General features: G+C 41.5%; 24 protein-coding genes. 22 read left to right on the plus strand and 2 right to left on the minus strand.

The annotated features are described in order from the left end of the window. Nucleotides 1-45: 45 nt before the first annotated feature. Nucleotides 46-321 (minus strand): transition state genes transcriptional regulator AbrB, encoded by a 276-nt coding sequence (locus CSV64_RS12205; protein ID WP_029054857.1) that lies wholly within the window; start codon nt 319-321, stop codon nt 46-48. Nucleotides 322-588: 267 nt separating this feature from the next. Here CSV64_RS12205 and metG point away from each other — a divergent pair, with 267 nt between their 5' ends. The 7 genes from metG (at nt 589) to CSV64_RS12240 (ending at nt 7,521) form a co-directional block, all read left to right on the plus strand. Continuing rightward, entirely contained in the window at nt 589-2,583 is a 1,995-nt protein-coding gene (gene metG / locus CSV64_RS12210) for a methionine--tRNA ligase (protein WP_099634810.1), read from the plus strand. A 443-nt stretch (nt 2,584-3,026) separates the two neighbouring features. Then, nucleotides 3,027-3,794 (plus strand): TatD family hydrolase, encoded by a 768-nt coding sequence (locus CSV64_RS12215; protein ID WP_099634811.1) that lies wholly within the window; start codon nt 3,027-3,029, stop codon nt 3,792-3,794. A 132-nt stretch (nt 3,795-3,926) separates the two neighbouring features. Then, a complete protein-coding gene (locus tag CSV64_RS12220) occupies nt 3,927-5,210 on the plus strand; it encodes a G5 and 3D domain-containing protein (protein WP_233190460.1) in 1,284 nt (427 codons plus the stop codon). A 134-nt stretch (nt 5,211-5,344) separates the two neighbouring features. After that, on the plus strand, nt 5,345-5,911 hold the full coding sequence (gene rnmV / locus CSV64_RS12225; RefSeq protein WP_099634813.1) for a ribonuclease M5: 567 nt from the start codon (nt 5,345-5,347) through the stop codon (nt 5,909-5,911). Next, nucleotides 5,904-6,797, plus strand: coding sequence for a 16S rRNA (adenine(1518)-N(6)/adenine(1519)-N(6))-dimethyltransferase RsmA (gene rsmA / locus CSV64_RS12230; RefSeq protein WP_099634814.1), 894 nt, complete (start codon nt 5,904-5,906; stop codon nt 6,795-6,797). The genes rnmV and rsmA overlap by 8 nt, the downstream gene beginning before the upstream one ends. A gap of 143 nt (nt 6,798-6,940) precedes the next feature. Further along, the gene (gene veg / locus CSV64_RS12235; RefSeq protein WP_029054863.1) at nt 6,941-7,207 is read left to right on the plus strand and encodes a biofilm formation stimulator Veg; all 267 of its coding nucleotides are present in this window, start codon (nt 6,941-6,943) and stop codon (nt 7,205-7,207) included. A gap of 140 nt (nt 7,208-7,347) precedes the next feature. Continuing rightward, nucleotides 7,348-7,521, plus strand: a complete 174-nt coding sequence (locus CSV64_RS12240; RefSeq protein WP_085427746.1) for a small, acid-soluble spore protein, alpha/beta type — start codon at nt 7,348-7,350, stop codon at nt 7,519-7,521. 102 nt (nt 7,522-7,623) lie between these two features. Here CSV64_RS12240 and CSV64_RS16885 read toward each other — a convergent pair whose 3' ends face one another. Further along, nucleotides 7,624-8,922, minus strand: a complete 1,299-nt coding sequence (locus tag CSV64_RS16885; RefSeq protein ID WP_233190461.1) for a lytic polysaccharide monooxygenase — start codon at nt 8,920-8,922, stop codon at nt 7,624-7,626. A 509-nt stretch (nt 8,923-9,431) separates the two neighbouring features. Here CSV64_RS16885 and CSV64_RS12265 point away from each other — a divergent pair. From CSV64_RS12265 to spoVT, 15 genes are all read left to right on the plus strand, one after another. Then, a complete protein-coding gene (locus tag CSV64_RS12265) occupies nt 9,432-10,478 on the plus strand; it encodes an S-layer homology domain-containing protein (RefSeq protein ID WP_099634815.1) in 1,047 nt (348 codons plus the stop codon). Nucleotides 10,479-10,655: 177 nt separating this feature from the next. Further along, nucleotides 10,656-10,859: a hypothetical protein gene (locus tag CSV64_RS12270; RefSeq protein ID WP_099634816.1), complete on the plus strand. Its 204-nt coding sequence runs from the start codon at nt 10,656-10,658 to the stop codon at nt 10,857-10,859. Between the two features lie 33 nt (nt 10,860-10,892). Beyond that, complete coding sequence (locus CSV64_RS12275; protein WP_099634817.1) at nt 10,893-11,960, plus strand: NAD(P)H-dependent flavin oxidoreductase; 1,068 nt, start codon at nt 10,893-10,895, stop codon at nt 11,958-11,960. A gap of 14 nt (nt 11,961-11,974) precedes the next feature. After that, nucleotides 11,975-12,325 (plus strand): DUF2200 domain-containing protein, encoded by a 351-nt coding sequence (locus tag CSV64_RS12280; protein ID WP_099634818.1) that lies wholly within the window; start codon nt 11,975-11,977, stop codon nt 12,323-12,325. A 191-nt stretch (nt 12,326-12,516) separates the two neighbouring features. Beyond that, entirely contained in the window at nt 12,517-13,383 is an 867-nt protein-coding gene (gene ispE, locus CSV64_RS12285; RefSeq protein ID WP_099634819.1) for a 4-(cytidine 5'-diphospho)-2-C-methyl-D-erythritol kinase, read from the plus strand. A gap of 58 nt (nt 13,384-13,441) precedes the next feature. Beyond that, nucleotides 13,442-14,284, plus strand: coding sequence for a pur operon repressor (gene purR / locus CSV64_RS12290; protein ID WP_099634820.1), 843 nt, complete (start codon nt 13,442-13,444; stop codon nt 14,282-14,284). Next, complete coding sequence (locus CSV64_RS12295) at nt 14,272-14,646, plus strand: RidA family protein (RefSeq protein ID WP_099634821.1); 375 nt, start codon at nt 14,272-14,274, stop codon at nt 14,644-14,646. The genes purR and CSV64_RS12295 overlap by 13 nt, the downstream gene beginning before the upstream one ends. A gap of 257 nt (nt 14,647-14,903) precedes the next feature. Beyond that, complete coding sequence (spoVG, locus tag CSV64_RS12300; protein ID WP_099632522.1) at nt 14,904-15,191, plus strand: septation regulator SpoVG; 288 nt, start codon at nt 14,904-14,906, stop codon at nt 15,189-15,191. Between the two features lie 462 nt (nt 15,192-15,653). Then, complete coding sequence (gene glmU, locus CSV64_RS12305) at nt 15,654-17,012, plus strand: bifunctional UDP-N-acetylglucosamine diphosphorylase/glucosamine-1-phosphate N-acetyltransferase GlmU (protein ID WP_099634822.1); 1,359 nt, start codon at nt 15,654-15,656, stop codon at nt 17,010-17,012. A 27-nt stretch (nt 17,013-17,039) separates the two neighbouring features. Next, nucleotides 17,040-17,999, plus strand: coding sequence for a ribose-phosphate diphosphokinase (locus tag CSV64_RS12310; RefSeq protein WP_099634823.1), 960 nt, complete (start codon nt 17,040-17,042; stop codon nt 17,997-17,999). 81 nt (nt 18,000-18,080) lie between these two features. Next, entirely contained in the window at nt 18,081-18,710 is a 630-nt protein-coding gene (locus CSV64_RS12315) for a 50S ribosomal protein L25/general stress protein Ctc (RefSeq protein ID WP_099634824.1), read from the plus strand. 80 nt (nt 18,711-18,790) lie between these two features. Beyond that, a complete protein-coding gene (pth, locus tag CSV64_RS12320; RefSeq protein ID WP_099634825.1) occupies nt 18,791-19,357 on the plus strand; it encodes an aminoacyl-tRNA hydrolase in 567 nt (188 codons plus the stop codon). Between the two features lie 53 nt (nt 19,358-19,410). Beyond that, on the plus strand, nt 19,411-19,629 hold the full coding sequence (locus CSV64_RS12325) for an anti-sigma-F factor Fin (protein ID WP_099634826.1): 219 nt from the start codon (nt 19,411-19,413) through the stop codon (nt 19,627-19,629). Between the two features lie 103 nt (nt 19,630-19,732). Beyond that, on the plus strand, nt 19,733-23,266 hold the full coding sequence (gene mfd / locus CSV64_RS12330; RefSeq protein ID WP_099634827.1) for a transcription-repair coupling factor: 3,534 nt from the start codon (nt 19,733-19,735) through the stop codon (nt 23,264-23,266). Nucleotides 23,267-23,349: 83 nt separating this feature from the next. Next, a complete protein-coding gene (gene spoVT, locus CSV64_RS12335; RefSeq protein ID WP_099634828.1) occupies nt 23,350-23,886 on the plus strand; it encodes a stage V sporulation protein T in 537 nt (178 codons plus the stop codon). The last annotated feature ends 393 nt before the right edge of the window (nt 23,887-24,279 follow it).

Consider the following 24,279-nt stretch of genomic DNA (forward strand, 5'->3'; position numbering starts at 1 on the left):
GACAAAAAAGTCCTGAACGTGTTAAACGTTCAGGACTTTTACAAATCAATTGATTTTATTTTGAATTTCATCCATCAATTGTTTTGCGCCTTCAGGACTCAAAATTAACTTGCCGTCGATCAAACGAAGGTTATCATCCGATACTTCCCCCGTAATAGAACATGTCATATTAGGCATGTACTTTTTCAAGATGATTTTGTCGTCGTCCACGTATATTTCTAATGCGTCTTTTTGCTCAATACCGAGCGTACGACGGAGTTCAATCGGTATCACAACACGGCCTAGCTCATCAACTTTTCTTACAATTCCAGTAGACTTCATGGAAAAAATTCCCCCTACACTCCAAATTTAACATTCGTCAAAATTCGACATGATTCTCTTGTCTGTTAAATATCATACCAACTCTTCCAATAACCGTCAATCATCATAACTCAAATAAACACTATTAATTTTTATTAATTTTTTGACAGGTAAAAAATGTGAGATGGTAAAGGTATGGGGATTACGGGCAGTGAGCAAGCTGAAGAAAGTTATAAAAATATAAGGGTTCGGAGGAGAACATGGCACTTTTGTGCAACATCCTATAAAATGAAAGTATACATTAATTATTTGGAGGAATTACGCGTGGAGAATCAATCAAAAACGTTTTATATCACTACACCTATTTATTATCCAAGTGGGAAATTTCATATAGGAACGGCATACACGACAATTGCATCGGATGCAATGGCGCGATATAAGCGTTTACGTGGCTATGATGTCAGATTTCTAACTGGAATGGACGAGCACGGTCAGAAGATCCAGGAAAAGGCAGAAGAGGAAGGTCAGTCTCCCATTAAATATGTCGATGGCATTGCAGACATCGCGAAAGACCTGTGGAAACTGATGGATATCTCTTATGACGACTTGATCCGTACGACGGAAGATCGTCATAAGTCAATTGTTGAAAAGATATTTAAGAAGTTTCTCGAAAATGGAGATATTTATAAAGGAAAGTATGAAGGATGGAAATGTGTTCCGTGTGAATCTTATTTTACCGAGTCGCAACTAGTTGATGGGAACTGTCCAGACTGTGGTCGTCCGGTTCATCGAGTGGAGGAAGAATCATACTTCTTCAATATGAAAAAGTATGCAGAACGTTTACTTACGTATTATGAAGAAAACCCAACGTTCATTGAGCCTGAATCACGTAAGAATGAAATGATCAATAACTTCATTAAGCCAGGACTTGAAGATTTATCTGTTTCCCGTATGTCGTTCGACTGGGGAATTAAAGTGCCTGGGGATCCAAAACATGTTATTTATGTCTGGGTTGATGCATTGACGAATTACATTACGGCTCTTGGTTATATGTCTGATGACGAGTCTTTATTCAATAAATACTGGCCAGCGGATGTTCACGTGGTTGGTAAAGATATCGTTCGTTTCCATACAATTTATTGGCCAATCTTCTTGATGGCACTCGATTTACCATTGCCGAAGAAAGTATTTGCACATGGATTCATCATGATGAAAGATGGCAAGATGTCCAAGTCTAAAGGGAATGTGGTCTACCCAGAAATGCTCGTTGAACGTTATGGGCTAGACGCTACACGTTACTTCTTGCTTCGTGAATTACCATTTGGTCAAGACGGTGTATTCTCACCGGAGGCATTTGTCGAGCGTATTAACTATGACTTGGCGAATGACTTAGGAAACTTATTAAACCGAACGATCTCTATGATCAATAAATACTTCAATGGTGAAGTTCTGACGGAAGGTCTTGTACCGACTGAATTTGATGCACCATTACGCGACATGATTCAGCATACAGTGAAGAAATATGAGGCTTCTATGGAAAAGATGCAGTTCAGCGTCGTACTTTCCGATGTATGGGCATTAATTTCTCGTACAAATAAGTATATTGATGAAACATCACCGTGGGTATTGGCGAAGTCAGAGGAAGATCGCATGAAATTAGCGTCAGTTATGTATCACTTAGCGCTATCGCTTCATCATACAGCGGTACTCTTGCAGCCGTTTATGACAAACGCGCCGAAACAGATGATAGAACAACTTGGTCTTTCTAAAGATTCATTAGGATGGGATACACTAGATGAGGGCTATGCGATTCCTGCAGGTACAACTGTCATCAACAAAGGCGTTCCTATCTTCCCGCGTCTGGAGGCAGAAGTAGAGGTTGAGTACATCCGTCAGCAAATGGCGATCACAGCACCTGCTGAAGTGGAAGAGAAGGTGGAAGAAGTGAAAGAGGAAACGAATGAGATCACGTTTGACGCATTCATGAATGTAGACATGCGTGTAGCTACTGTCACGGCATGTGAAAAAATGCCAAAAGCCGACAAGTTATTAAAGCTACAAGTTGATTTAGGCTACGAGCAACGTCAAGTAGTGTCGGGCATTGCGCAACATTACGATGCTGAGGATCTAGTAGGCATGAAAGTAATTGTCGTTGCGAATTTAAAGCCGGTCAAACTTCGTGGAGAATTATCACAAGGTATGATTTTAGCAGGCGAAAAAGATGGCGTGCTAAAACTTGCAACAGTTGATCCTGCATTAGAGAATGGTGCGCAAGTAAAATAATTCATCACGTAATAAAGCTGTCATGAGAGGTCGCATTCAACGACTTCTGGTGGCAGTTTTTTTGTGTATAGGCATTAAGTGAGGAATTGGATAGTAGGATGCGGAGTTATGTTGTTGCAGATGGTTTTCTAGTCGGCTATTTTTATAGGAGAATGGTTCTGCTTACGCAAAGAGTGGAATATTCATTATCCTTCCCTCGGTACTTACGGGCGGCTTCCGCGATATACCCACTTTGCTTAATTTTATGTCACAAATGTTACAACAAACCTATAAAAGCAAAAGGTTTGCCATATACTTCCTAAAGGTTGAGCATGTCTAGTAGTAAAGCGTTTCTGGTTTATTAAACAGAATAAACAATCTATTTGTAACACAACTGTAATACAACTGAGATGAAAGACACAATCAAAGACAATAGAATAGAAAACAGTGTTAGGAGAGATACTATGTTTATTGATACACATGTTCACTTAAATGCAGATCAATACGAAGAAGACGTGGAAGAAGTCATTCAACGTGCAATTGATGCAAACGTAGAAAAAATGGTCGTAGTTGGGTTTGATACAAAAACTATCAACAAAGCCATGGAGTTAGTAGAACAATATCCATTCATCTATGGTGTTATTGGTTGGCATCCTGTTGATGCAGTAGATTGCACAGAAAATGATCTACACTGGATCAAGGAGTTGTCGGCCCATCCGAAAGTTGTCGGCATTGGAGAAACCGGTCTCGATTACCACTGGGATAAATCACCGAAAGATATACAGCAAGAGTTATTCCGTAAACAGATACGACTGGCAAAGGAAGTAGAGTTGCCAATCATCATTCATAATCGCGACGCAACAGGCGACGTAGTTCGTATTCTTCAGGAAGAAAATGCGGCGGAAGTCGGTGGGATTATGCATTGTTACGGCGGTAGTGTTGAAACAGCCCAACAATGTATAGAAATGAATTTTCTTATCTCGCTAGGTGGGCCTGTAACATTTAAGAATGCTAGAATGCCAAAAGAAGTAGCGACAAAGATTTCACTAGACAAGCTGTTAATCGAAACGGATGCACCGTATTTAACACCGCATCCTTATCGAGGGAAGCGCAACGAACCTGCCTATGTCACGTTAGTGGCGGAGGAAATTGCGCGGTTGAAAGAAGTGTCGGTTGAGGAAGTAGCAAAGCAAACGACTGCAAATGCATTACAACTGTTTAAGATTCAGTGAACGACTTATGGCAATTATTTGTCTTACAGATCTGAAATGTCTCTAGTAAGGAACGGTTAGTAGTTTGGAAGTTTGACAGTGTAATTTAAACGCTATATACTCAGCCGAGTAATGAAAGGGGAATTTTTTAACATGTCTCAGAAGAATACTAAGTTTATGCGCATTGGGATTTTATTAATGGCAATGGCATTATTCGTAGCAACAACGTCACTCGTATTGATTGACGGAAAAAAGAAGAACATCTCAATGGACCTTAATGGTAAGCAAATAGAATTACGTACAGCAGCATCTACAGTTGGAGAAGTACTAGCGGCTAATGACGTAAACGTACAAAAGCATGACCTAGTAGAACCGACAGTTAACACGCCGCTTGAAAACGATACAGAGATCAAATGGCAAAAAGCAAACAAAGTAGTAATTGACGTAGATGGTAAGACACAAGAACTTTGGACAACGGAAGCTACCGTAAATGATGTACTTAAAACAGCAGAAATTGAAGTTGCTACACATGACGAAATTGAACCAGCTCTAGAAACGAAGATTACAGAAAATCAACCAATTGCGATTGCTAAAGCATTCCCGGTTACTGTTAAAGACGGTGGAAAAGAGCGTACTGTATGGTCAACGCAAACTACTGTTAGAAAGTTTTTGACAGATCAAAATATCCGTCTTTCAAACTTGGATAAAGTAGAAGGCGACACAAATGCAAAGTTGACGGCATCTAATGCTGTAGTTAACATTGCACGTGTAGAGAAAGTCACAGATGTAGTTGAAGAAACGGCAGACTTCAAAACAAAAAGAAAAACAGATATGACGATGCTTCAAGGTAAAGAGAAAGTTGTCACTAACGGAAAAAAGGGTAAACTACAAAAGAAATTCCAAATTACAAAAAAGAATGGAAAAGTGGTTTCTCGTGAATTAGTTGGTAAGACAATGGTGGAAGAGCCTACACATAAAGTAGTTCATGTAGGAGCTAAAGCGCCAAAAGTAGAAGTAGCAACTGCAGCTCCGGCTCCAGCAAAAGCGACTGCAAGTGCATCTACAAATGCAACGGCAAAATCTTCAAGTACACCAGCAAAAGCGCAAGTAGCAGTTTCACGCGGTAACAGTAGCGAGCCAAGCGGTGGAAAAGAATTTTACGCAAATGCGAGTGCATATACAGCTTATTGTAATGGATGTTCAGGAATCACAGCGACAGGTATTAACTTGCGCGCGAACCCCAATATGAAATTAATTGCAGTTGATCCACGAGTGATTCCACTAGGATCTAAGGTTTGGGTGGAAGGTTATGGTTATGCAATCGCAGGAGATACAGGTGGAGCAATCAAAGGAAACCGTATCGATTTACACATGCCTACAAAAGAAGCGGCTTATTCATTTGGTCGTCGTCAAGTAAAGATTAAAGTCATCAACTAATAGCGGTATACCGATAAGGAGAAGAAAAACTCTTCCCCTTATCGGTTTTTTCTGTTTCCTGCCGGTATGGTTGTACAGAATCGAAAAAACACAGTAAAATAGTAAGAATGATATCGTAAGAAAAGAGGAATAGTGTGAATATAGAAGAAGTAGTTGTGGTGGAAGGGAAATCCGACACGGTGGCTGTCAAACGTGCTACAGGAGCGGATACAATTGAAACGAACGGTTCGGCGATATCAGACAAGACGATCGAGCGGATACGCCACGCGCAGCAGACGCGAGGAGTCATTGTCTTTACCGATCCGGACTTTCCTGGTCGACGTATTCGGGCAATTATCGAAGAACAGATTCCCGATGTAAAGCATGCATTTTTACCGAAGAAAGAAACTATAGCGAAAAACGGACGTGGAGTAGGAATTGAACATGCGAATGACGAAGCGATTCGTCAAGCTTTGGCTTCTGTTTATACGGTGAGTGAGCATACAATAGAAGAGATCCCGATGTCGGCTTTACTAGAGGCTAGACTAATCGGTCACATGGACTCCAGAAAACGAAGAGAACGTCTGTCGGAGTTATTGCATATTGGACAGGTAAACGGCAAAGGATTGAAGAAACGGCTAGAGATGTTCCGGATTTCTGTCGCAAAGTTGAACGAAGCGATACAAATTCTCGATGAGGAGGAAATGAAAACAGATGTATAAAGACATAGCAACGCCAGTGAGAACGAAAGAAATTTTGCAAAAACACGGGTTTTCATTCAAGAAGAGTTTAGGTCAGAACTTCTTGGTAGATTCGAACGTATTGCATAACATCGTCTCTCATGCAGCGATCACGAAAGATACAGGAGTCATTGAAGTAGGACCTGGAATCGGTGCGTTAACAGAGCATCTCGCACGACAGGCGGGGAAGGTTGTAGCATTTGAAATAGACGGCCGACTGTTACCTGTACTTGAAGATACGATGTCACCTTATCCGAATGTCACGGTGATTCACCAAGATGTACTAAAAGCGGATATTCATCAAGTGATTGAAGAACAGTTTTCAGACTACGAAGACATCGTAGTCGTGGCCAATTTACCGTATTATATTACAACGCCGATTATTATGAAATTCTTAATGGAAAAAGCCCGCGTAAGTCAGCTTGTCATTATGATGCAGAAGGAAGTAGCAGATCGAATTACAGCAGTACCTAGCACGAAGGCATATGGTTCATTATCAATCGCTGTCCAGTACTATATGGATGCAGAAGTATCTATGATTGTCCCGAAGACAGTGTTCATTCCGCAACCGAACGTTGAGTCAGCCGTACTTAGTTTGACGCGCAGAGAAGAGGCACACGCCCCTGTAGCGGATGAAGACTTCTTGTTCACTGTGACACAAGGATCGTTCTTGCATCGCCGCAAGACGCTGTGGAACAACCTTCAGTCCTCACTCCCTGAAGGAAGAGAAAAAAAGCAGTTGATTCAACAAGCATTTGAACAATCAGGTATAGATCCGATAAGAAGAGGGGAAACATTATCGATTGCAGAGTTCATCAAACTGGCCAATGCACTATACCCTCACTTTGGCAAGCTAAAACCGGAATAAAATTAATGACAATTTCATATGAAAAATTAGTGAAATTCATCATAAAGTGATTGACAAAGACATAGGCAAACTGTTAAAATAAAAATTTTGTTGACAAACGCATGTAAAAATGTTATGCTTATATTTAGTGAGGTGTAAGTAACATGCCAAAAACATTAGCAGACATTAAAAAGTCACTGGACGCTCATTTAGGGAAACGTCTCCACTTGAAAGCAAATGGTGGTCGTAAGAAGACGATTGAACATGCTGGAGTCTTGCGCGATACGTATCGTGCCGTTTTCGTAGTAGAGTTGGATCAGGATGACAATGCGTTTGAAAGAGTTTCTTACAGCTATGCTGATATTTTAACCGAAGCGGTTGAAATAACAGTCCTTGATGGTTCGGACCAAACGGCCTTTATCATCAAATAATTCATCATGCTATTTTAATTTATTTCCTAGTGAATCCGCCGGAATGTTCTGGCGGATTTTTTATTTTGTTACATAACTGAAGTGTAGTTTTCCTTGGACAGCACACACTACAAGTGTCAGCCGCAAAGGAGGAAACTATAATGGCGAGAAAAGGCGTCATGTCAGATCAATTGAAAGTAGAAATCGCGAAAGAGCTTGGCTTCTATGATGTAGTACAGAAAGAAGGCTGGGGCGGTATTCGCTCACGTGATGCAGGAAACATGGTAAAACATGCAATTGAGATGGCGAGTAGACAAGTGGAGGAAAAGAAATAATCCAACCAATGTCCGTAGAATCCAAAACAGGCTGACAAAAGGAACTGCAAAGGGGAAATTGCTTTGCAGTTCTATTTTTTGATAAAAAAGAAGGCTATCGAATTACTTACGCTTCCACTGTTCACTATCACTCGGAACATTTGCACGGGTCCACCATTTGGCTTCGTATAGATTGCCGTTATATATCACTTGATCGCCGGCAACGTATACATTTGCAGTGCGCCACTGAGGCACACCTGTAGCAGCGGACTTCACAAGTTTCCATACAGCTGAATCCCCTGGGAGATCTCCGCGAGTCCACCATTGTGCTTCATATAAACTATTCTCATAGATTACTTGATTTCCTACTAAATAAACAAGCTTCTTTTCCCATTTCTTCACATTGGCATTAATGATCTTGATGAATTTCCAAACATCTTTTTTTCCTGGAGTATCACCGCTCGTCCACCACTGCGCTTCGTATACGATACCTTCGTGTACCACTTGATTACCAACTGTATAGACGTTTTTCATCTTCCAGTTGCGCAGGTCTGTGTTAGCCGGTTCTAATAGTTTCCATACAGCAGAATCACCAGGGAGATCACCACGTGTCCACCACTGTGCTTCATATAATGAGCTTTCGAATTGTGCCTGATCGCCTTCTACATAAACCTTGCCTTCGTCCCACTTGACTGCCGGTGGAGCAGGCCTATCTAAATCAGGTTTTGGCTGAACAGGCTTTTCCGGTTTTGTTTCAGGTAACGGCTTGCTCGGAATAATAGGTGTCATATCAATATTCTTATCGGGCTCAGTTGGTATTGCCTGTTTTCCACCAAAGTCCGCATCAATGACGTTATAGAATGCATTCTTTGTATCACCAATATTCCATACAGCGAGGATCACGTGATAACCCGTACGTTCAGGTACATTGCAAGTATGCGTTACTTCGGAAGGTGGTCTCTGTTTTTTGCCGTCTACTGTACAGAACTTTTGAAGATCTGCGCGTTTCAACGGTTGGTTCGTATCCCATCCTGTACGTGTAATGTAATATTCCCATGATCCTGTTACATGTGGTGCTGTGAATTTCCATTTGAATTGATTCATCCCGTTTTTCATTGCAACTTTCTGCCAACGAAGGCGGGTTTGTGCATCTAATTCGAAGAAAGTATTGGCGCTGGCAATTTTACCGTCAGCTGGACCACCAATCGGAAAATTCCCTGGTGCTTCCAAGCTCTGTGGTTCATAGATGATTCTCCCACAGTTCTTATTATCTCCTTGCTTGCATAATAGTGCTCGACTTTCTGGTTGGCTTACGTACCCGTGTGCAGATGCCTGACTTGAAAACGAAAAAGTCATTAGCATGATAAAAAGTGCACTGATAAGTACAGACCAGGGAGTCATGTGGTGCATATGTAACTTCATTTCTCTTATCCTCCTGATAGTTTGTATTAACTATGTTTGCTATATTTGTATCATAGCTCTTTGTTTACAGGAATCAATGTTTGAAAAACAGCACTGTATTAGTAAAATAATTTAGAAGCCAATATAAATATGTAGTAAAGGAAATATTTCACAGTAATTATGGATAAATTATAATTCTTTATACCTGTTAAAGATAGTCTATATGTACAGGGATTTACCAAATAAGAAAAGTAGAAATAAGGTATTATACTCATGTGTTTTTATTGTCTTGTGTTGCACAACACAAGGTGTTGATTTATTCTGACTACCTACTACTCAATCAGCGATAGTCTACAGTTAAAGTAACTAGAAAATTAGACAGTATGATTGTATACAAATAAATTCTAAGTATTTCTTTAGCAAATTTAGTCCGTTTGTGTAGTAAAACAACATGTTTTAACGTATTCAACTTTTTATCTATTTAACATGATATAGTCGTTACATCTTATGGAAAAAGGGGATAAATACGTATGAAAAAGGTTTTAGCAATATTTTTAATACTCCTATTGACGTTTTCAGTAGCTCCTAAAACACAAGCTTCTTCTAAAGTTTTTACAGACGTCCCGAAAAATCATCCGAACTACACGGCTATTATGTATTTATTAGAGAATAATGTGATTGAGCCTAGTGCTCGCTTTGGGTTAAATGATAAAGTGACGCGAGAAGAAGTCGCTGTCATGGTGGCTAAAGCTACGGGATTGGATGGAAAGAAAGCAAAGACGAAATTTAAAGATGTTCCCGCGAGCAGGTATTCCTCTGGTTATATCAATTCTGCCGTGAAAGCAAAAATCATCAATGGCTATCCTGATGGTACATTTAAGCCTACGCAAAAAGTGACACGTGGTCATATGGCTGCCTTCATTGCGAATGCGTTTAAGCTTAGCAAGGAAAAAGATATTCGATTTAAAGACGTATCCAAGAGTTCTACTGCTTATAGTGCCGTGCGTAAACTAGCATTTGAAAATATCACCTCGGGCTATCCTGACGGTACATTTAAACCAAATGAAACATTAACACGTTCGCATATTGCTGCATTCGTGGCGAGAGCTATGGATCCGGCTTTCCGACCTGCACCACCTGTCATGGTGACGAGAGGCATTCACTTTGGAATGGATCCAGCTCAAGTGATGAGTGTTGAATCAAAGTCACCGGCGATACTGCTTTCAAATTTACGTGAGGGAAATAAACGATTATTGATCTACCGAACTACAAAGTATAGTTACTATACAGATTTAATTTATTACTTTGAAAATAACAAGTTGCAGTTCATAACCTATGACTTTATGGGCGGAGAAGATTACTATCATACTTCAGATGAGATGTTTGCGATGTACAATGAATTAAACGAGCATGCCCAACGTGAATTTGGGGCGGACTATTATTCTGACACTGACTATGAAACTACGTTTAATTCAGGATGGGAAAAGACCGGATACGTGGTCATACTGACAGTGAATGACGACGATGTCAGTACAACGGCAAATTTAGTTTATTTACCGAATTCAATGATAAAATAGTGTGTAGATTATCGGAGTTGCAAAGTGAATCCCATTTGCAGCTCTTTTTCTATTACTTAGAACGAACAAGGGAGCACCAATTTTTTGTGGTTTACGTTATGATGGAGAGAATATTCATTATACGTAAGAAGACTCTTTGGAAGGTTTTGGTAGTTGCGGAAAGTAGGAGGAGAGAGTGTGAAGAAAGGAAATCTAGGCAGAGCATTATTTGTGGGAGTGTTTGTCGGTATGGTCAGCTTTATCAAAGAGTTACTTTATCCTGACATGCACTCACTTTTGTCGATTTTACTTATGGTGGTGGCCGCCATAATGGGTTATTGGCTGGGAAATAAAGTGTTGCTAAAGCGTCAGGGAGAGAAAGGTAGCAAAACGACTATGTAAAATACATAATCATGCTAGAGGGGGTCCAACAAGATGTGGAATGAAAATGACGTAACAAAAATGCTTGGAATTACATACCCCATCATTCAAGCGGGAATGGCTGGCGGTACGACCACGCCTGAATTGATAGCTGCAGTATCCAATGCGGGGGGCCTGGGTACGCTCGGGGCGGGCTATATGAATGCAGAAGATATGAGAGAAGCGATAAAGAAGATTAAGGAATTAACGGATCGGCCTTTTGGGGTCAATTTGTTTATTCCTGAAGCATCAGAGATATCCAAAGATAAGGTTAAAAAAACCAATGAATTATTACGACCTTATCGTGAAGAGTTACGTGTAGCTGAGCCTGAAATAAAGGAAGTGTCTACAGCAAATTTTGATAAGCAAGTGGATGTTATTATTCAAGAACATATAGCGGTTTGTAGTTTCACATTCGGCGTGCCATCTAAAGAGACTATCCAACAATTACAGGGAGTGAACATCATCGTGATGGGGACTGCTACAACTGTGAAAGAGGCTGCTATCAATGAAGAGTACGGAGTTGATATGGTCGTACTGCAAGGAAGCGAAGCCGGAGGCCATCGTGGTACGTTTTCAGGAAGTTTCACTGACTCCATGATTGGAACAATGTCGCTTGTTCCTCAAGCTGCAGACCATGTCAAGATTCCTGTTATTGCTGCGGGAGGAATTATGGATGGAAGAGGTGTTTTGGCAGCTCTTACACTTGGAGCGCAAGCGGTTCAAATGGGAACAGCTTTCGTGACGGCTATTGAAAGCGGTGCGAAAACGCAACATATCGAAGCTATTCTTAAAAGTACGGAAGATCAAACCGTCATTACATCCGTATTTAGTGGTAAGCCTGCAAGAGGGATTCAGAATGACTTTATTCGTGAACTAAAACCATACGAAGAACATCTGCCGGATTATCCTATAATGAACACACTAACGACAGCGATTCGTAGTGAAGCTGCCAAGCAAAATCGGCCTGAATGGATCCATCTTTGGAGCGGGCAGTCGCCTCGCTTAAGTACTAGACAACATGTCGCGGATTTGCTGACGGACATCGTTTTTCAAGTGGAAAATATAATAAGTACTAGATAATTGGAGGGTGAATGATGACTACACATAAGATTTATACTATGAGTTTTGCCAAAGTCTATCCGCTCTATATTAACAAGGTAGAAAAAAAGGGACGCACAAAATCAGAAGTCGATGAAATCATTCGTTGGTTGACAGGATACAGCCAAGAAGAACTGGAAATCCAGTTGGAAAACCAGACAGACTTCGAGAATTTCTTTGCGGAAGCACCTGAGCTGAATTCATCACGGACACTAATTACAGGTGTTATATGTGGGGTTAGAGTGGAAGAAATAGAAGAATCAACGATGCAGGAAATACGTTATTTGGATAAACTGATTGATGAGTTGGCAAAAGGAAAAGCAATGGAAAAAATCTTGCGCAAATAACAAATGGAATTCTAAGTGTTCAAAAATAGCTGTAGGAAATCATCTACTTCTGAACTCTGGAATGAAAATTAACGTGACAAAAAGAACTGCGAAGCCTTTGCGGTTCTTTTTTTTATTTAATCCCCTTATGTTCTATTGATTCTGTGGTAATATATGAGCAAGAACAATGCAGTGGGGAGGGAGCTTTTATCATGATTTACGAAAAGGCGCCTGCGAAAATCAACTTAACATTAGATGTGTTAAGCAAACGGTCGGATGGCTATCATGATGTCGAGATGATTATGACGACGGTTGATTTGGCTGACCGTATTTGGCTTCGTCCTACGACGGATCATGCCATTACAATTCAGTCATCTCATCGATTTGTGCCGAATGATCGCAAAAACTTGGCGTACCAAGCAGCGGATTTATTGCGCAAACGCTATCACTTGAATTACGGAGTTGAAATTACTCTGGATAAGAATATTCCGATTGCTGCAGGACTAGCCGGTGGTAGTTCAGATGCTGCCGCCACGCTCCGTGGATTAAACCGACTTTGGGAACTCGGATTATCTTTGGATGAGCTGGCAGTCCTGGGTGCGGAAATCGGATCAGATGTATCATTCTGCGTTTATGGCGGCACAGCTATTGCAAGAGGGCGAGGAGAAGACATCACGCATCTACCTGCTCCACCTAACTGCTGGGTCGTGCTAGCGAAGCCGACAATCGGTGTATCGACCGGCAATATCTACGGACAGTTGAACTTGTCTTCTATTACGCATCCGCAAACGGAGCGTATGATGGAAGCATTGCAAGAAAGTGATTATGACAAGATGTGTGCATCACTTGGGAATGTGTTGGAGCCTGTCACGATGGGACTTCATGAGGAAGTTGTTATACTCAAGGAACAAATGGAGCGTTTTGGGGCAGATGCCGTTTTAATGAGCGGTAGCGGTCCAACGGTATTCGGACTGGTGAAACATGAATCGCGTGTACCGAAAATTGTCAATGCCTTGAAGGGATTTTGCCAAGACGTACATGCCGTGCGCATGCTTGGGGAACCTATTGTAGTTGATTAATACCGGACGATTATGATAATCTACTTATAAATCATTCGGATTTAGGAGTCGGTATTATATGAAATGGAAAAGAAGTGAAAGGCTTGTCGATATGACACGTCATTTGCTGGAAAATCCACACACACTCATTTCTTTGACGTTTTTTTCGAACCGGTATTCAGCCGCCAAGTCCTCAATTAGTGAAGATCTTGGTATTTTGAAAGAGACATTTGAAGAGAGCGGCACGGGTCGTCTAGTGACGATTTCAGGTGCTGCTGGCGGTATTAAATATATTCCGTTAGTCGGTCGTGAGGAGATAAAAGAAGTCATTCATTCATTGATGAATGAACTAAGAAAATCGGATCGATTGCTTCCTGGCGGTTATTTGTATATGACTGACTTGTTAGGAAATCCTCGGTTTCTCGATCGAATTGGCAAAGTGATTGCAACTGCTTTCTTTGATAAAGAAATCGATGCGATTATGACAGTTGCAACAAAAGGAATTCCCATTGCTCATGCTATTGCCCGTCATTTGAACGTACCTGTTATCGTCGTTCGACGGGACAGCAAAGTGACGGAAGGTCCTACTGTTAGTATTAATTACGTTTCTGGTTCAGCGCGCAGAATCCAGACAATGGTGTTATCGAAGAGAAGTATGCAAAGCGGTCAAAAAGTCTTGTTGACAGATGACTTTATGAAAGTGGGCGGCACAATGCAAGGTATGAAAAGTCTACTTGAAGAATTCAACTGTGAACTGGCTGGCGTGGCAGTCTTAGTAGAAGCTGAACACCTTGAAGAAGTTCTGGTAGATGATTATCTTTCATTAGTGAAATTGCATGCTGTGGATGAGAAACGCCGTAAGATTGAGTTGGAAGAAGGGAACTATTTCACGAGAGGCGGTAATGAGTTATGGAATATGTAAAAACAGAACAAGCACCACAGGCAATTGGACCTTATTCACAAGCAGTAAAAGTGAACGGCGTAGTGTACACTTCAGGACAGATTCCTTTGACGCTCGCCGGTGAAGTAATAAGTGGCGGCATAGAAGAACAGACAAACCAAGTTCTCCAAAACTTGAGTAAAGTACTGGAAGAGGCAGGTTCAAGTTTACAACAAGTCATTAAAACGACAGTATTTATTCAGGATATGGATGAATTTGGAGCATTGAATGCCATTTATGAAGAGCATTTCGGGGAGCATAAGCCGGCTCGTTCGACAGTGGAAGTGGCTCGACTACCAAAAGACGTACGAGTCGAAATCGAAGCAATTGCGCTTTGTGAATAATTAGATATAAAACCCGCCCCGATCTAGTGAAGATCAGGTCGGGTTTTCTTATTGCCTGTTTGAAAATGATTAGGTTGAAAGTAGCTATAGATTTGAAATAATATACAAATATTAAAAAATTCACAAAAGATTCTATTTTCATTTGCGGTAAAAACTAGTATTATAGAATCAGCACCAGTATTATGGTTAAAAAAGTAATCGTACCAACTAACCTAGAATACGTTCAGTGTGAAAACGACAACAAGGGAGTGGGGAAAATGGAAATCACAGATGTGAGATTACGCAAGGTAGACACGGAAGGTAGAATGAGAGCAATTGCTTCCATTACGCTTAACGATCAGTTTGTCATCCATGATATCCGAGTCATTGAGGGGAATGACGGGTTATTCGTGGCAATGCCGAGTAAGCGCACACCAGATGGGGAGTTTCGTGACGTGGCGCATCCAATCAATTCAGATGCACGGACAAAGGTACAGGAGTCCATCCTGGCAGCTTATCATCAAGTAGACGAACAGCAAGGGGAATTGCAAGAGGCTGTTCTATAATTTTATAATGTAAGAGAAAGCGTTACCATATGTCGTATCCATAAAAAGGCCATCTATTCGAGTAGATGGCCTTTTTGTCGTGTTGAAGTGGAGGAGTTGGCAAAGGGTTAGGGTGGGATTTGCACTTCGGAGAGGGGACACTTTCCTAGAGGGCTCACCGCGGACCTATGGGAAAGCATCCGCCAACTGGAGCTTCCATCCCCTCGCACTCACAAATTCATTTACTATTACTGAGAAAGTGCTTTTGAACTTAAATAAGTTCACCCACACCCACAACCAAACTTACTTTGAACACTTCATCTATATTTACTTACAACTTTTATTCCTATACCAATATAATCGCAAAAAGATTAACAATCATAAAATAAAGTTATGTAATTGTCAAGGGGAAATGCTTGAAAAAATCAGTCATTTCCGATATAGTCAATTATGAATTTATCAAACAAGGATGGAGGCTGGCAGATGACAAATACATATGCGATCGTCCTAGCAGCAGGACAGGGCACGCGAATGAAGTCGGATCTTTATAAAGTACTTCATCCAGTCTGTGGAAAGCCGATGGTAGAGCACGTAATCGATCACATTCGTGACCTCCACTCAGATCGGATCGTCACGATTGTCGGTCATGGTGCCGAAATGGTAGAGCAGACATTGGGCAACAAAAGTGAATACGCGCTACAAGCACAACAACTGGGCACAGCACATGCCGTGCAACAAGCTGAGGCGGTACTTGCGGATCTTGAAGGCACAACACTAGTTGTCTGCGGTGATACACCATTGATCAGCACGAAGACGATGGCAGCGCTCCTCGCACACCATCATGAAACGGAAGCAAAAGCGACAATACTTACTGCAATAGCAGATGATCCAACAGGTTACGGCCGCATCATCCGTGCAGAGAATGGTGACGTAATGCGAAACGTCGAGCATAAAGACACAAACGACGGTGAGCGTCTCGTTAAGGAAATAAATACAGGCACATACTGTTTTGACAATCGCGTGTTATTTGAAACACTGAAAAAAGTGAACAACGATAACGCACAAGGCGAATATTATCTCCCAGACGTATTAGGAATTTTAAAATCTGAAGGACAGCGAATTTCGGCTTATACAACGCCAGATTTCCATGAAACATTAGGCGTCAACGACCGTGTGGCACTAGCACAAGCAGAAAAAAGCATGCGCCAATTAATTGCGGAGAAGCATATGCGCAACGGTGTCACAATCATCAGCCCTGAGCAGACAGTGATCAGTGCAGAAGCTGAAATTGGACGTGACACTGTCATCCAACCTGGCGTAATCATTGAAGGCGCTACAAAAATTGGGGCACAATGTATCATTGGTCCGAACAGTCATATCCAAAACAGTACAGTGGGTGACGACACGACGATTCACTCATCCGTCGTTCGTGATAGTATGATTGGGAATCAGACGGCAGTTGGTCCATTTGCACACTTGCGTCCCGACACACAGCTTGGTGATCATGTCAAAGTAGGTAACTTTGTTGAGGTGAAAAAGTCTCAGCTTGGTGACGATAGTAAAGTTTCTCACCTCAGTTACATAGGGGATACAGAAATAGGCAAGAATGTTAACGTTGGCTGTGGTACGATTACAGTGAATTACGATGGTAAAAACAAGTACAAAACAGAGATAGAAGATAATGCATTTATTGGTTGCAATGCCAATTTGGTTGCACCGGTCACGATAGGAAAGAATGCGATTGTGGCAGCGGGATCCACAGTCACAAAAAATGTTCCGGAAAATTCACTTGCAATTGGACGCGTTCGGCAAGAGAATAAAGAAGGATACGTAAAAAACTAATCTTACCCAACCAACAGGAGGGCCATCATGGCAAATCAATATCCAAACGACAAACTGAAAATCTTTTCTTTAACTGCGAACGAACCACTTGCAAAAGAAGTAGCAGATCAAGTCGGGCTTCCGCTCGGCAAGCTCTCAGTCAAACGTTTTAGTGACGGAGAAATCCAAATTAATATCGATGAAAGCATCCGTGGCTGTGAAGTGTTTGTTATTCAATCAACTTCTAATCCGGTCAACGATAACTTGATGGAGCTTCTCATTATGCTAGATGCCTTAATGCGTGCATCCGCGCGTACGATTAACGTAGTCATGCCCTATTACGGGTATGCACGCCAAGACCGTAAAGCGAGTTCACGTGAACCTATAACGGCTAAATTAGTTGCAAACTTACTTGAAAAAGCAGGCGCTGATCGCGTCATTGCAGTAGACTTGCATGCACCGCAAATTCAAGGGTTCTTCGATATTCCAATCGATCACTTGATTGCAGAACCAATCCTAACGGAGTACTTCCAGAGTCAAGGATTAGCAAGCGATGATCTTGTTATCGTTTCACCTGACCATGGTGGTGTGACGCGCGCACGTAAAATGGCCGATCGTATGAAAGCGCCCATTGCAATAATCGATAAGCGTCGTCCGCGCCCGAACGTAGCGGAAGTGATGAATATCGTTGGCAATGTAGAAGGAAAAACAGCCATTCTGATTGATGATATTATCGATACAGCTGGTACTATCACGATTGCTGCGAGCGCCCTAATTGAAAGTGGAGCAAAAGAAGTGTATGCTTGTTGTTCACACCCAGTTTTATCCGGGCCAGCGATTGAGCGCATTAATAATTCTCAAATCAAGCAATTAGTGATTACGAATTCTATTAAATTGCCGGAAAGTAAACAATCTCCAAAAATCAAACAGCTATCGATTGCGCCTTTGTTGGCAGCTGCAATCATTCGTGTGTTTGAGAACAAGTCTGTAAGCACATTATTTGAGTGATAATGAGTTAACTGATATCTTCTGATATTGAAAATCCAAAGATTTATAAAAAACTTTTTGATAGGATAGGTGACTATACAAATGAGCACAATTAAGTCGAATTTAAGAGAAACTGACAAGAAGACAGTAAGCGAATTAAGAAAAAGCGGTTGGATTCCTTCCGTAGTATACGGTTATAAAACAGAAAGTACGCCAATCGCAGTAAAAGAGCGTGATCTTCTAGACACACTTCGTGAAACAGGAAGAAACGGTGTAATCAAATTGACTGTTGACGGCAACGACGTAAACGTCGTATTAAACGATTATCAGTCAGACGTTTTGACTGGTTTCCTTACACACGCTGACTTCTTGGCGATCAACATGACAGAAGAGCTTGAAGTAGACGTAGCAATCAACCTTGTTGGAGACGCACCAGGTGAAAAAGCAGGCGGAACAATTCAACAACCAGTATGGGAAGTTACAATTCGCGTAAAGCCATCTGACATTCCTGATCATATCGATGTAGATGTTTCAGAACTTGAAATTGGTGAAACAATTCTTGTTGGCGATATCCGTGACAAAGTGAAGTTTGAAATCTTAACTGAAGACGAAGTAGGATTAGTAACTATTTCTGCACCACGTACTGAAGAAGAGATGGAAGCATTAGATGAAGCGACTGAAAGCACTGAAGCTGAGCCGGAAGTAATCGGTGAAGATAAAGAAGAGAAATAAGTTACAAAATGGGCGCACGAGTTTGAACCGTGCGCTCCTTTTCTATGTATATATATCGTTTAGAAAAGGAAGAGAAGAACATGAAATTATTAATTGGTCTCGGAAATCCCGGGAAAAACTACGAAAACACGCGTCATAATATTGGTTTTCAAGTCATTGATGAATTGGCTAAGCGCTGGCAAGCTCCAGCATTTCAGCAAAAATTCAATGGCCAATTTACGACTGTCCATACAGCCGGAGGTAAAGTGATATTATTAAAGCCGATGACCTATATGAACTTGTCCGGCGAGTGCGTCCGTCCTTTAGCGGACTACTTTGAAGTGAATGATGAAGAAATCGTCGTGCTATACGATGACTTGGATTTACCTGCAGGGAAAATCCGACTTCGTCAAAAGGGAAGTGCTGGCGGTCATAATGGCATGAAGTCCCTTATTGCACATCTAGGCACTTCTGAATTCAACCGAATTCGTATTGGTGTTGATCGTCCTACTGGTGGTATGAAGGTTGCTGACTATGTATTATCTCCGTTTAGCAAGGACGAGCAACCATTGATCCAAGACGCGATACAAAAGAGTGCAGAGGCCTGTGAAGAATGGGCAACAAAAAAGAAGCCATTCCTTGAAGTGATGAATAAATTTAACGGATAAGCATAATACATCAACTCTTTGCCTATACTTTGAAAAAGGAAGGTGAAGAGAATATGATCCGTTATTCTTGTAATCACTGTCATACGGAAATCGGCTCCATTCCATTTGAATCGGCCAAAGATACCCTCAGTCAAATAGACGGTGATGATAAAAGTACATTTTTGTCCGTAGATTCAGATGGTGGCCTGCATATACGATGTATTTGTGAACACTGCGAGCAATCATTGCAGGCGTTCCCGGATTATTACACCTTAAAAAAATGGTTACAATAAGTAACGGATGCTTTGGCGCTGATAGCCAAAGCTTTTTGTGCATAAAGCATTCTGTTCAATATATAGAGAGAGACTAAGTTAATAGATAAGGAGGGGTAGTCAAGTGGGAGTAATAGAACAGCTTTTTCTAGAAGAGAAAGAGATTCAAGGTTTGCTGAACGACTTGGAAGACGGGCAGGATCAGCAGTTGATCACAGGTCTATCGGGCGGTTCCAAAGCGGTTTTCTTTAAATTGATTCAGCAGTCATTGACACGTCCTGTCTTGATTGTTTCACCCAATATGCTTCAAGCACAGCGAACATATGAAGACTTGAGCAAGTTGGTGGGGGATGAACATATTCACTTATACACTGCAGAAGAACTTGTTGCAGCAGACTTTTCATTCGCAAGCTATGAATTACGTGCGGGTAGGATTGATACATTGGATCACATGGCACGTACAGGCAGTGGTATTTATATTACACCGGTTGCAGGGTTGCGGAAGCTGTTGCCATCAAAGGAACGATGGTTGGCTCATTACGTAACGGCTTCAACAGACGAAGAGATTGATATAGGTGTCTGGCTGGAAAACTTAGTATCCATGGGCTATATACGAAAAGACCTGGTGAGCGCGCCGGGTGAATTTGCGTTACGCGGTGGAATACTGGATATTTATCCGCTTACGATGGCAGAACCAGTTCGTATTGAATTATTCGATACGACAATAGATTCCATTCGAACGTTTTCGGCGGAAGACCAGCGTTCAACAGGTAAATTGGAATCAATCACATTGTTGCCGGCGAACGAATTCATCTGGACACCTGAAGAATTGCAGCAAGTATCACAAAAGGTGGAGCAAGCGCTTGGCGAAAGCTTGACTAAAATCAAAAGTGAAGAATTACAGCAGCAATTATTGATGACGATCATGCAGGATATCAGCATGATGAAAGACGGGATTGTGCCGGACACGATGAAGAAGTATGCTTCGTTTTCCACTGAAGCGAGCGCTATGCTGACTGACTATTTCCCCGAAAATGGCGTCATTTTATTTGACGAGCTGGGGCGAATACAAGAATCCGTGGCTACTTTGGAGTCGGAGGAGCAGGAATACCAGCTTTCAATGCTCGAAGATGGAAAAATGTTGCATGACACGAAACTTGCATGGAAATACGAGCAAGTACTATCGGATATTCATCAACAACGACTCTATTTGTCTTTGTTTACGCGAACAGTGCCTGGTTTCACTATTAAGAAGTCCATTTCGATTTCGTGTAAGCCGATGCAACAGTTCCATAGTCAGATGCCCCTATTGAAAAGTGAAATAGAGCGTTGGAAACAAGGGAATTATAATGTTTTTCTCTTGGCTTCTTCAACTGAGAGAATGAAGACTATTCAAGAGATTTTACGTGAATATGATATTGAAGCAGCGATAGATGGCAAGCCTAGTAAAGAGGGCGTGTTGTCTATTATAGAAGGCGATTTATCGGCAGGTTTTGAATTGCCGTTCCAGAAGCTTGCTGTCATTACAGATGCAGAATTGTTTACTGGTAAGCCGAAACGTAAAGCGCGTCCCTCTAAATTAACGAATGCCGAACGGATCAAAAGTTATTCAGAGATCAAGCCAGGGGATCATATCGTCCACGTTCATCACGGGATAGGGAAATACTATGGCGTCGTAACATTGGACGTTAAAGGTATCCAGAAAGACTACTTGGATATTCGTTACCGCGGTGAGGATAAGCTCTTTGTGCCGGCTGACCAGATCGATTTAATTCAAAAGTATGTAGCTACAGGAGAGAAAGAGCCAAAGCTACATAAACTTGGCGGGACGGATTGGGTAAAAACCAAACGTAAAGTAACGGCGGCCATTCAGGATATTGCGGATGACTTGATCAAATTATATGCCAGACGAGAAGCGGAAAAAGGCTTTGCTTTTGGTGAGGATGACGATTTGCAACGTTCATTTGAAAATGCTTTCCCTTACGAAGAGACACAGGATCAGTTACAATCTATCGAGGAAATTAAGAGAGACATGGAACGTATACGACCTATGGATCGATTGTTATGCGGTGACGTAGGATACGGAAAAACTGAAGTTGCGATCCGTGCTGCATTTAAAGCAGTAACGAATGGTAAACAGGTGGCATTCTTGGTGCCCACTACGATACTTGCACAGCAACATTTCGAGACGATGAAAGAACGTTTCGCAGATTATCCTGTAACGGTTTCATTACTCAATCGTTTTCGTTCTAAGAAAGAGCAAGATGAAACGATTAAAGGTTTGAAAGCGGGTACTGTTGACATTGTCATCGGTACACATCGCTTATTGTCGAAAGACGTTGTTTATCAGGATCTTGGGCTTCTCGTTGTCGATGAAGAGCAACGTTTTGGTGTAACGCATAAAGAAAAATTGAAGCAGTTGAAAAACAATGTAGACGTACTGACGTTGACAGCAACGCCGATACCAAGGACTTTGCATATGTCGATGGTAGGAGTACGCGATTTATCCGTAATTGAAACACCGCCAGCCAATCGGTTCCCTGTTCAAACATATGTTATGGAACATAATGGTGGACTCGTTCGTGAAGCGATTGAGCGGGAGATGGGACGTGGCGGACAGGTCTTCTATTTATATAATCGCGTAGAAGATATGGATCGTAAAGTTCAGGAAATTCGTGACTTGGTGCCAGAAGCGCGTATCGCGTCTGCACATGGCCGGATGGGTGAGGCGGCTCTCGAAGCAGTCATATTAAGTTTTCTAGAAGGAGAATTTGATGTACTGGTGACAACTACCATTATTGAAACTGGAATCGATATTCCAAACGTCAATACGTTGATTGTCCATGATGCAGATCGCATGGGGCTATCACAGCTTTATCAATTACGTGGGCGTGTCGGCCGTTCCAATCGCGTAGCATACAGCTATATGCTTTATCAGCGTGACAAAGTGCTAACGGAAGTTGCAGAAAATCGCTTACAGGCAATCAAAGAGTTTACGGAGCTAGGCTCAGGTTTTAAAATTGCCATGCGTGATTTATCCATTCGAGGAGCGGGGAATTTACTTGGTTCGCAACAACATGGATTCATTGATTCTGTTGGTTTCGATCTGTATTCCCAATTACTACAAGAGGCGATAGAAGAGAGACAGACAGGTGTCGTCAAAGAAGACAAAGCAGATGTCGAAATCTCCTTGCCTATTAATGCTTACTTACCGGAATCATACATTCATGACGGTTATCAAAAGATTCAAATGTACAAACGCGTAAAAGCGATTACGGGCGATGAGGATTATCTGGAGCTTGTCGATGAAATGATCGATCGATTCGGTGATATGCCATTTGAAGCCGATTTACTACTCCGCGTTGGACGTATGAAAGCGTGGGGACGTGACGCTGGCGTAGTTTCTATCAAGAATGTACAGGGAATAGTAGAAATCCGCTTGTCAGCAGAAGGAACAGCTCGCGCTGACGGTGCAAAGCTTATGGAAAGTTCATTGAAGTTTGGCCACGCGGTTGGACTGACGATTGACAACGGACAAATTACTGTAACTGTGAATGAAAAGAAGTCCAATCAATTTACAGAATTCGATATGGTAGAAGATATGGTACACACGATGCAGGAAACGGCAAAGGAAATAGAATCTACGGATGCCTTGTAACACCTTGATTGCATAAAATGACCAATGTTGATGCATACTATTCTCAGAAATACATTTAATTTCGAGAAAGTGAGGCATTATACATGAAAGCAACGGGTATTGTCCGCAGAATTGATGACTTAGGAAGAGTAGTTATACCAAAAGAAATAAGAAGGACACTTCGCATCCGTGAGGGGGACCCTTTGGAGATATTCACTGATCGAGAAGGGGAAGTCATTTTAAAGAAGTATTCACCTATTTCAGAGCTTGGTGAGTTTGCGGTGGAATATGCAGAATCACTTTATGAAACAATTGGTACACCTGCGCTAATCAGTGATCGCGACGAGATGCTCGCGGTAGCGGGACTTGCCAAGAAGGATTATATGAACCGGCAGTTAGCCCCCGTATGCGAAGAAATCCTAAATGGTCGAGCTACAGTCATGGAGAAACATGAGAAGACGGTAGAATGGGTGCCGGGCCAGGTAGAGCAGATTAAATCTTATTGTATAGCGCCAATCATTACAAATGGCGACGCAATCGGTGCCGTCTATTTGCTGTCCAAAGTACATTTTGTTGGAGAAGTCGAGCAAAAAGCAGCAGAAACAGCTGCCAACTTCCTAGCAAAACAGATGGAAAGCTAAACAATTTTAATAAAAAAGTTAAATTTTCAGCCAAAACTCACAGTAGAAAAATCTACTGTGAGTTTTTTGGTGTGAAATATACTAAAAATTTATTTCAGCATATTATTTTTAGAACAATAACAAATGATAAATTTTCATTTAACCTATAAATTGGGGTATACACAGCTAATTAATTTACATAAAAAACCATTTCCGTCTTTGTGACAATCAATATATTTCAATATTTTTCATCAATTAAAAAGTGAAGATTATCACATACTATATACATAAGTCGTTTTTTAGGACCATATTTCTTTACGTGAAGCTTTTCACAAAAGCCTTTAGTGAAGGGCTTCACAAGGCATAAATTGAAAAGTGAAAGGTTTCACATACTACGAAAAAGCATAAAAGTCA

Source organism: Sporosarcina sp. P32b (assembly GCF_002743335.1).
Classification (GTDB): domain Bacteria; phylum Bacillota; class Bacilli; order Bacillales_A; family Planococcaceae; genus Sporosarcina.

What these genes read in the sequence shown, in the direction of transcription:
- spoVT (WP_099634828.1), top strand. Translation starts at nt 23,350, where the DNA reads ATGAAAGCAACGGGTATTGTCCGCAGAATTGATGACTTAGGAAGAGTA.
- CSV64_RS12295 (WP_099634821.1), top strand. Translation starts at nt 14,272, where the DNA reads ATGGAATATGTAAAAACAGAACAAGCACCACAGGCAATTGGACCTTAT.
- spoVG (WP_099632522.1), top strand. Translation starts at nt 14,904, where the DNA reads ATGGAAATCACAGATGTGAGATTACGCAAGGTAGACACGGAAGGTAGA.
- CSV64_RS12215 (WP_099634811.1), top strand. Translation starts at nt 3,027, where the DNA reads ATGTTTATTGATACACATGTTCACTTAAATGCAGATCAATACGAAGAA.
- CSV64_RS12280 (WP_099634818.1), top strand. Translation starts at nt 11,975, where the DNA reads ATGACTACACATAAGATTTATACTATGAGTTTTGCCAAAGTCTATCCG.
- veg (WP_029054863.1), top strand. Translation starts at nt 6,941, where the DNA reads ATGCCAAAAACATTAGCAGACATTAAAAAGTCACTGGACGCTCATTTA.
- CSV64_RS12275 (WP_099634817.1), top strand. Translation starts at nt 10,893, where the DNA reads ATGTGGAATGAAAATGACGTAACAAAAATGCTTGGAATTACATACCCC.
- CSV64_RS12240 (WP_085427746.1), top strand. Translation starts at nt 7,348, where the DNA reads ATGGCGAGAAAAGGCGTCATGTCAGATCAATTGAAAGTAGAAATCGCG.
- rsmA (WP_099634814.1), top strand. Translation starts at nt 5,904, where the DNA reads ATGTATAAAGACATAGCAACGCCAGTGAGAACGAAAGAAATTTTGCAA.
- CSV64_RS12310 (WP_099634823.1), top strand. Translation starts at nt 17,040, where the DNA reads ATGGCAAATCAATATCCAAACGACAAACTGAAAATCTTTTCTTTAACT.
- CSV64_RS16885 (WP_233190461.1), bottom strand. Translation starts at nt 8,922, where the DNA reads ATGAAGTTACATATGCACCACATGACTCCCTGGTCTGTACTTATCAGT.
- CSV64_RS12315 (WP_099634824.1), top strand. Translation starts at nt 18,081, where the DNA reads ATGAGCACAATTAAGTCGAATTTAAGAGAAACTGACAAGAAGACAGTA.
- pth (WP_099634825.1), top strand. Translation starts at nt 18,791, where the DNA reads ATGAAATTATTAATTGGTCTCGGAAATCCCGGGAAAAACTACGAAAAC.
- ispE (WP_099634819.1), top strand. Translation starts at nt 12,517, where the DNA reads ATGATTTACGAAAAGGCGCCTGCGAAAATCAACTTAACATTAGATGTG.
- CSV64_RS12325 (WP_099634826.1), top strand. Translation starts at nt 19,411, where the DNA reads ATGATCCGTTATTCTTGTAATCACTGTCATACGGAAATCGGCTCCATT.
- purR (WP_099634820.1), top strand. Translation starts at nt 13,442, where the DNA reads ATGAAATGGAAAAGAAGTGAAAGGCTTGTCGATATGACACGTCATTTG.
- CSV64_RS12220 (WP_233190460.1), top strand. Translation starts at nt 3,927, where the DNA reads ATGTCTCAGAAGAATACTAAGTTTATGCGCATTGGGATTTTATTAATG.
- CSV64_RS12265 (WP_099634815.1), top strand. Translation starts at nt 9,432, where the DNA reads ATGAAAAAGGTTTTAGCAATATTTTTAATACTCCTATTGACGTTTTCA.
- CSV64_RS12205 (WP_029054857.1), bottom strand. Translation starts at nt 321, where the DNA reads ATGAAGTCTACTGGAATTGTAAGAAAAGTTGATGAGCTAGGCCGTGTT.
- glmU (WP_099634822.1), top strand. Translation starts at nt 15,654, where the DNA reads ATGACAAATACATATGCGATCGTCCTAGCAGCAGGACAGGGCACGCGA.
- metG (WP_099634810.1), top strand. Translation starts at nt 589, where the DNA reads ATGAAAGTATACATTAATTATTTGGAGGAATTACGCGTGGAGAATCAA.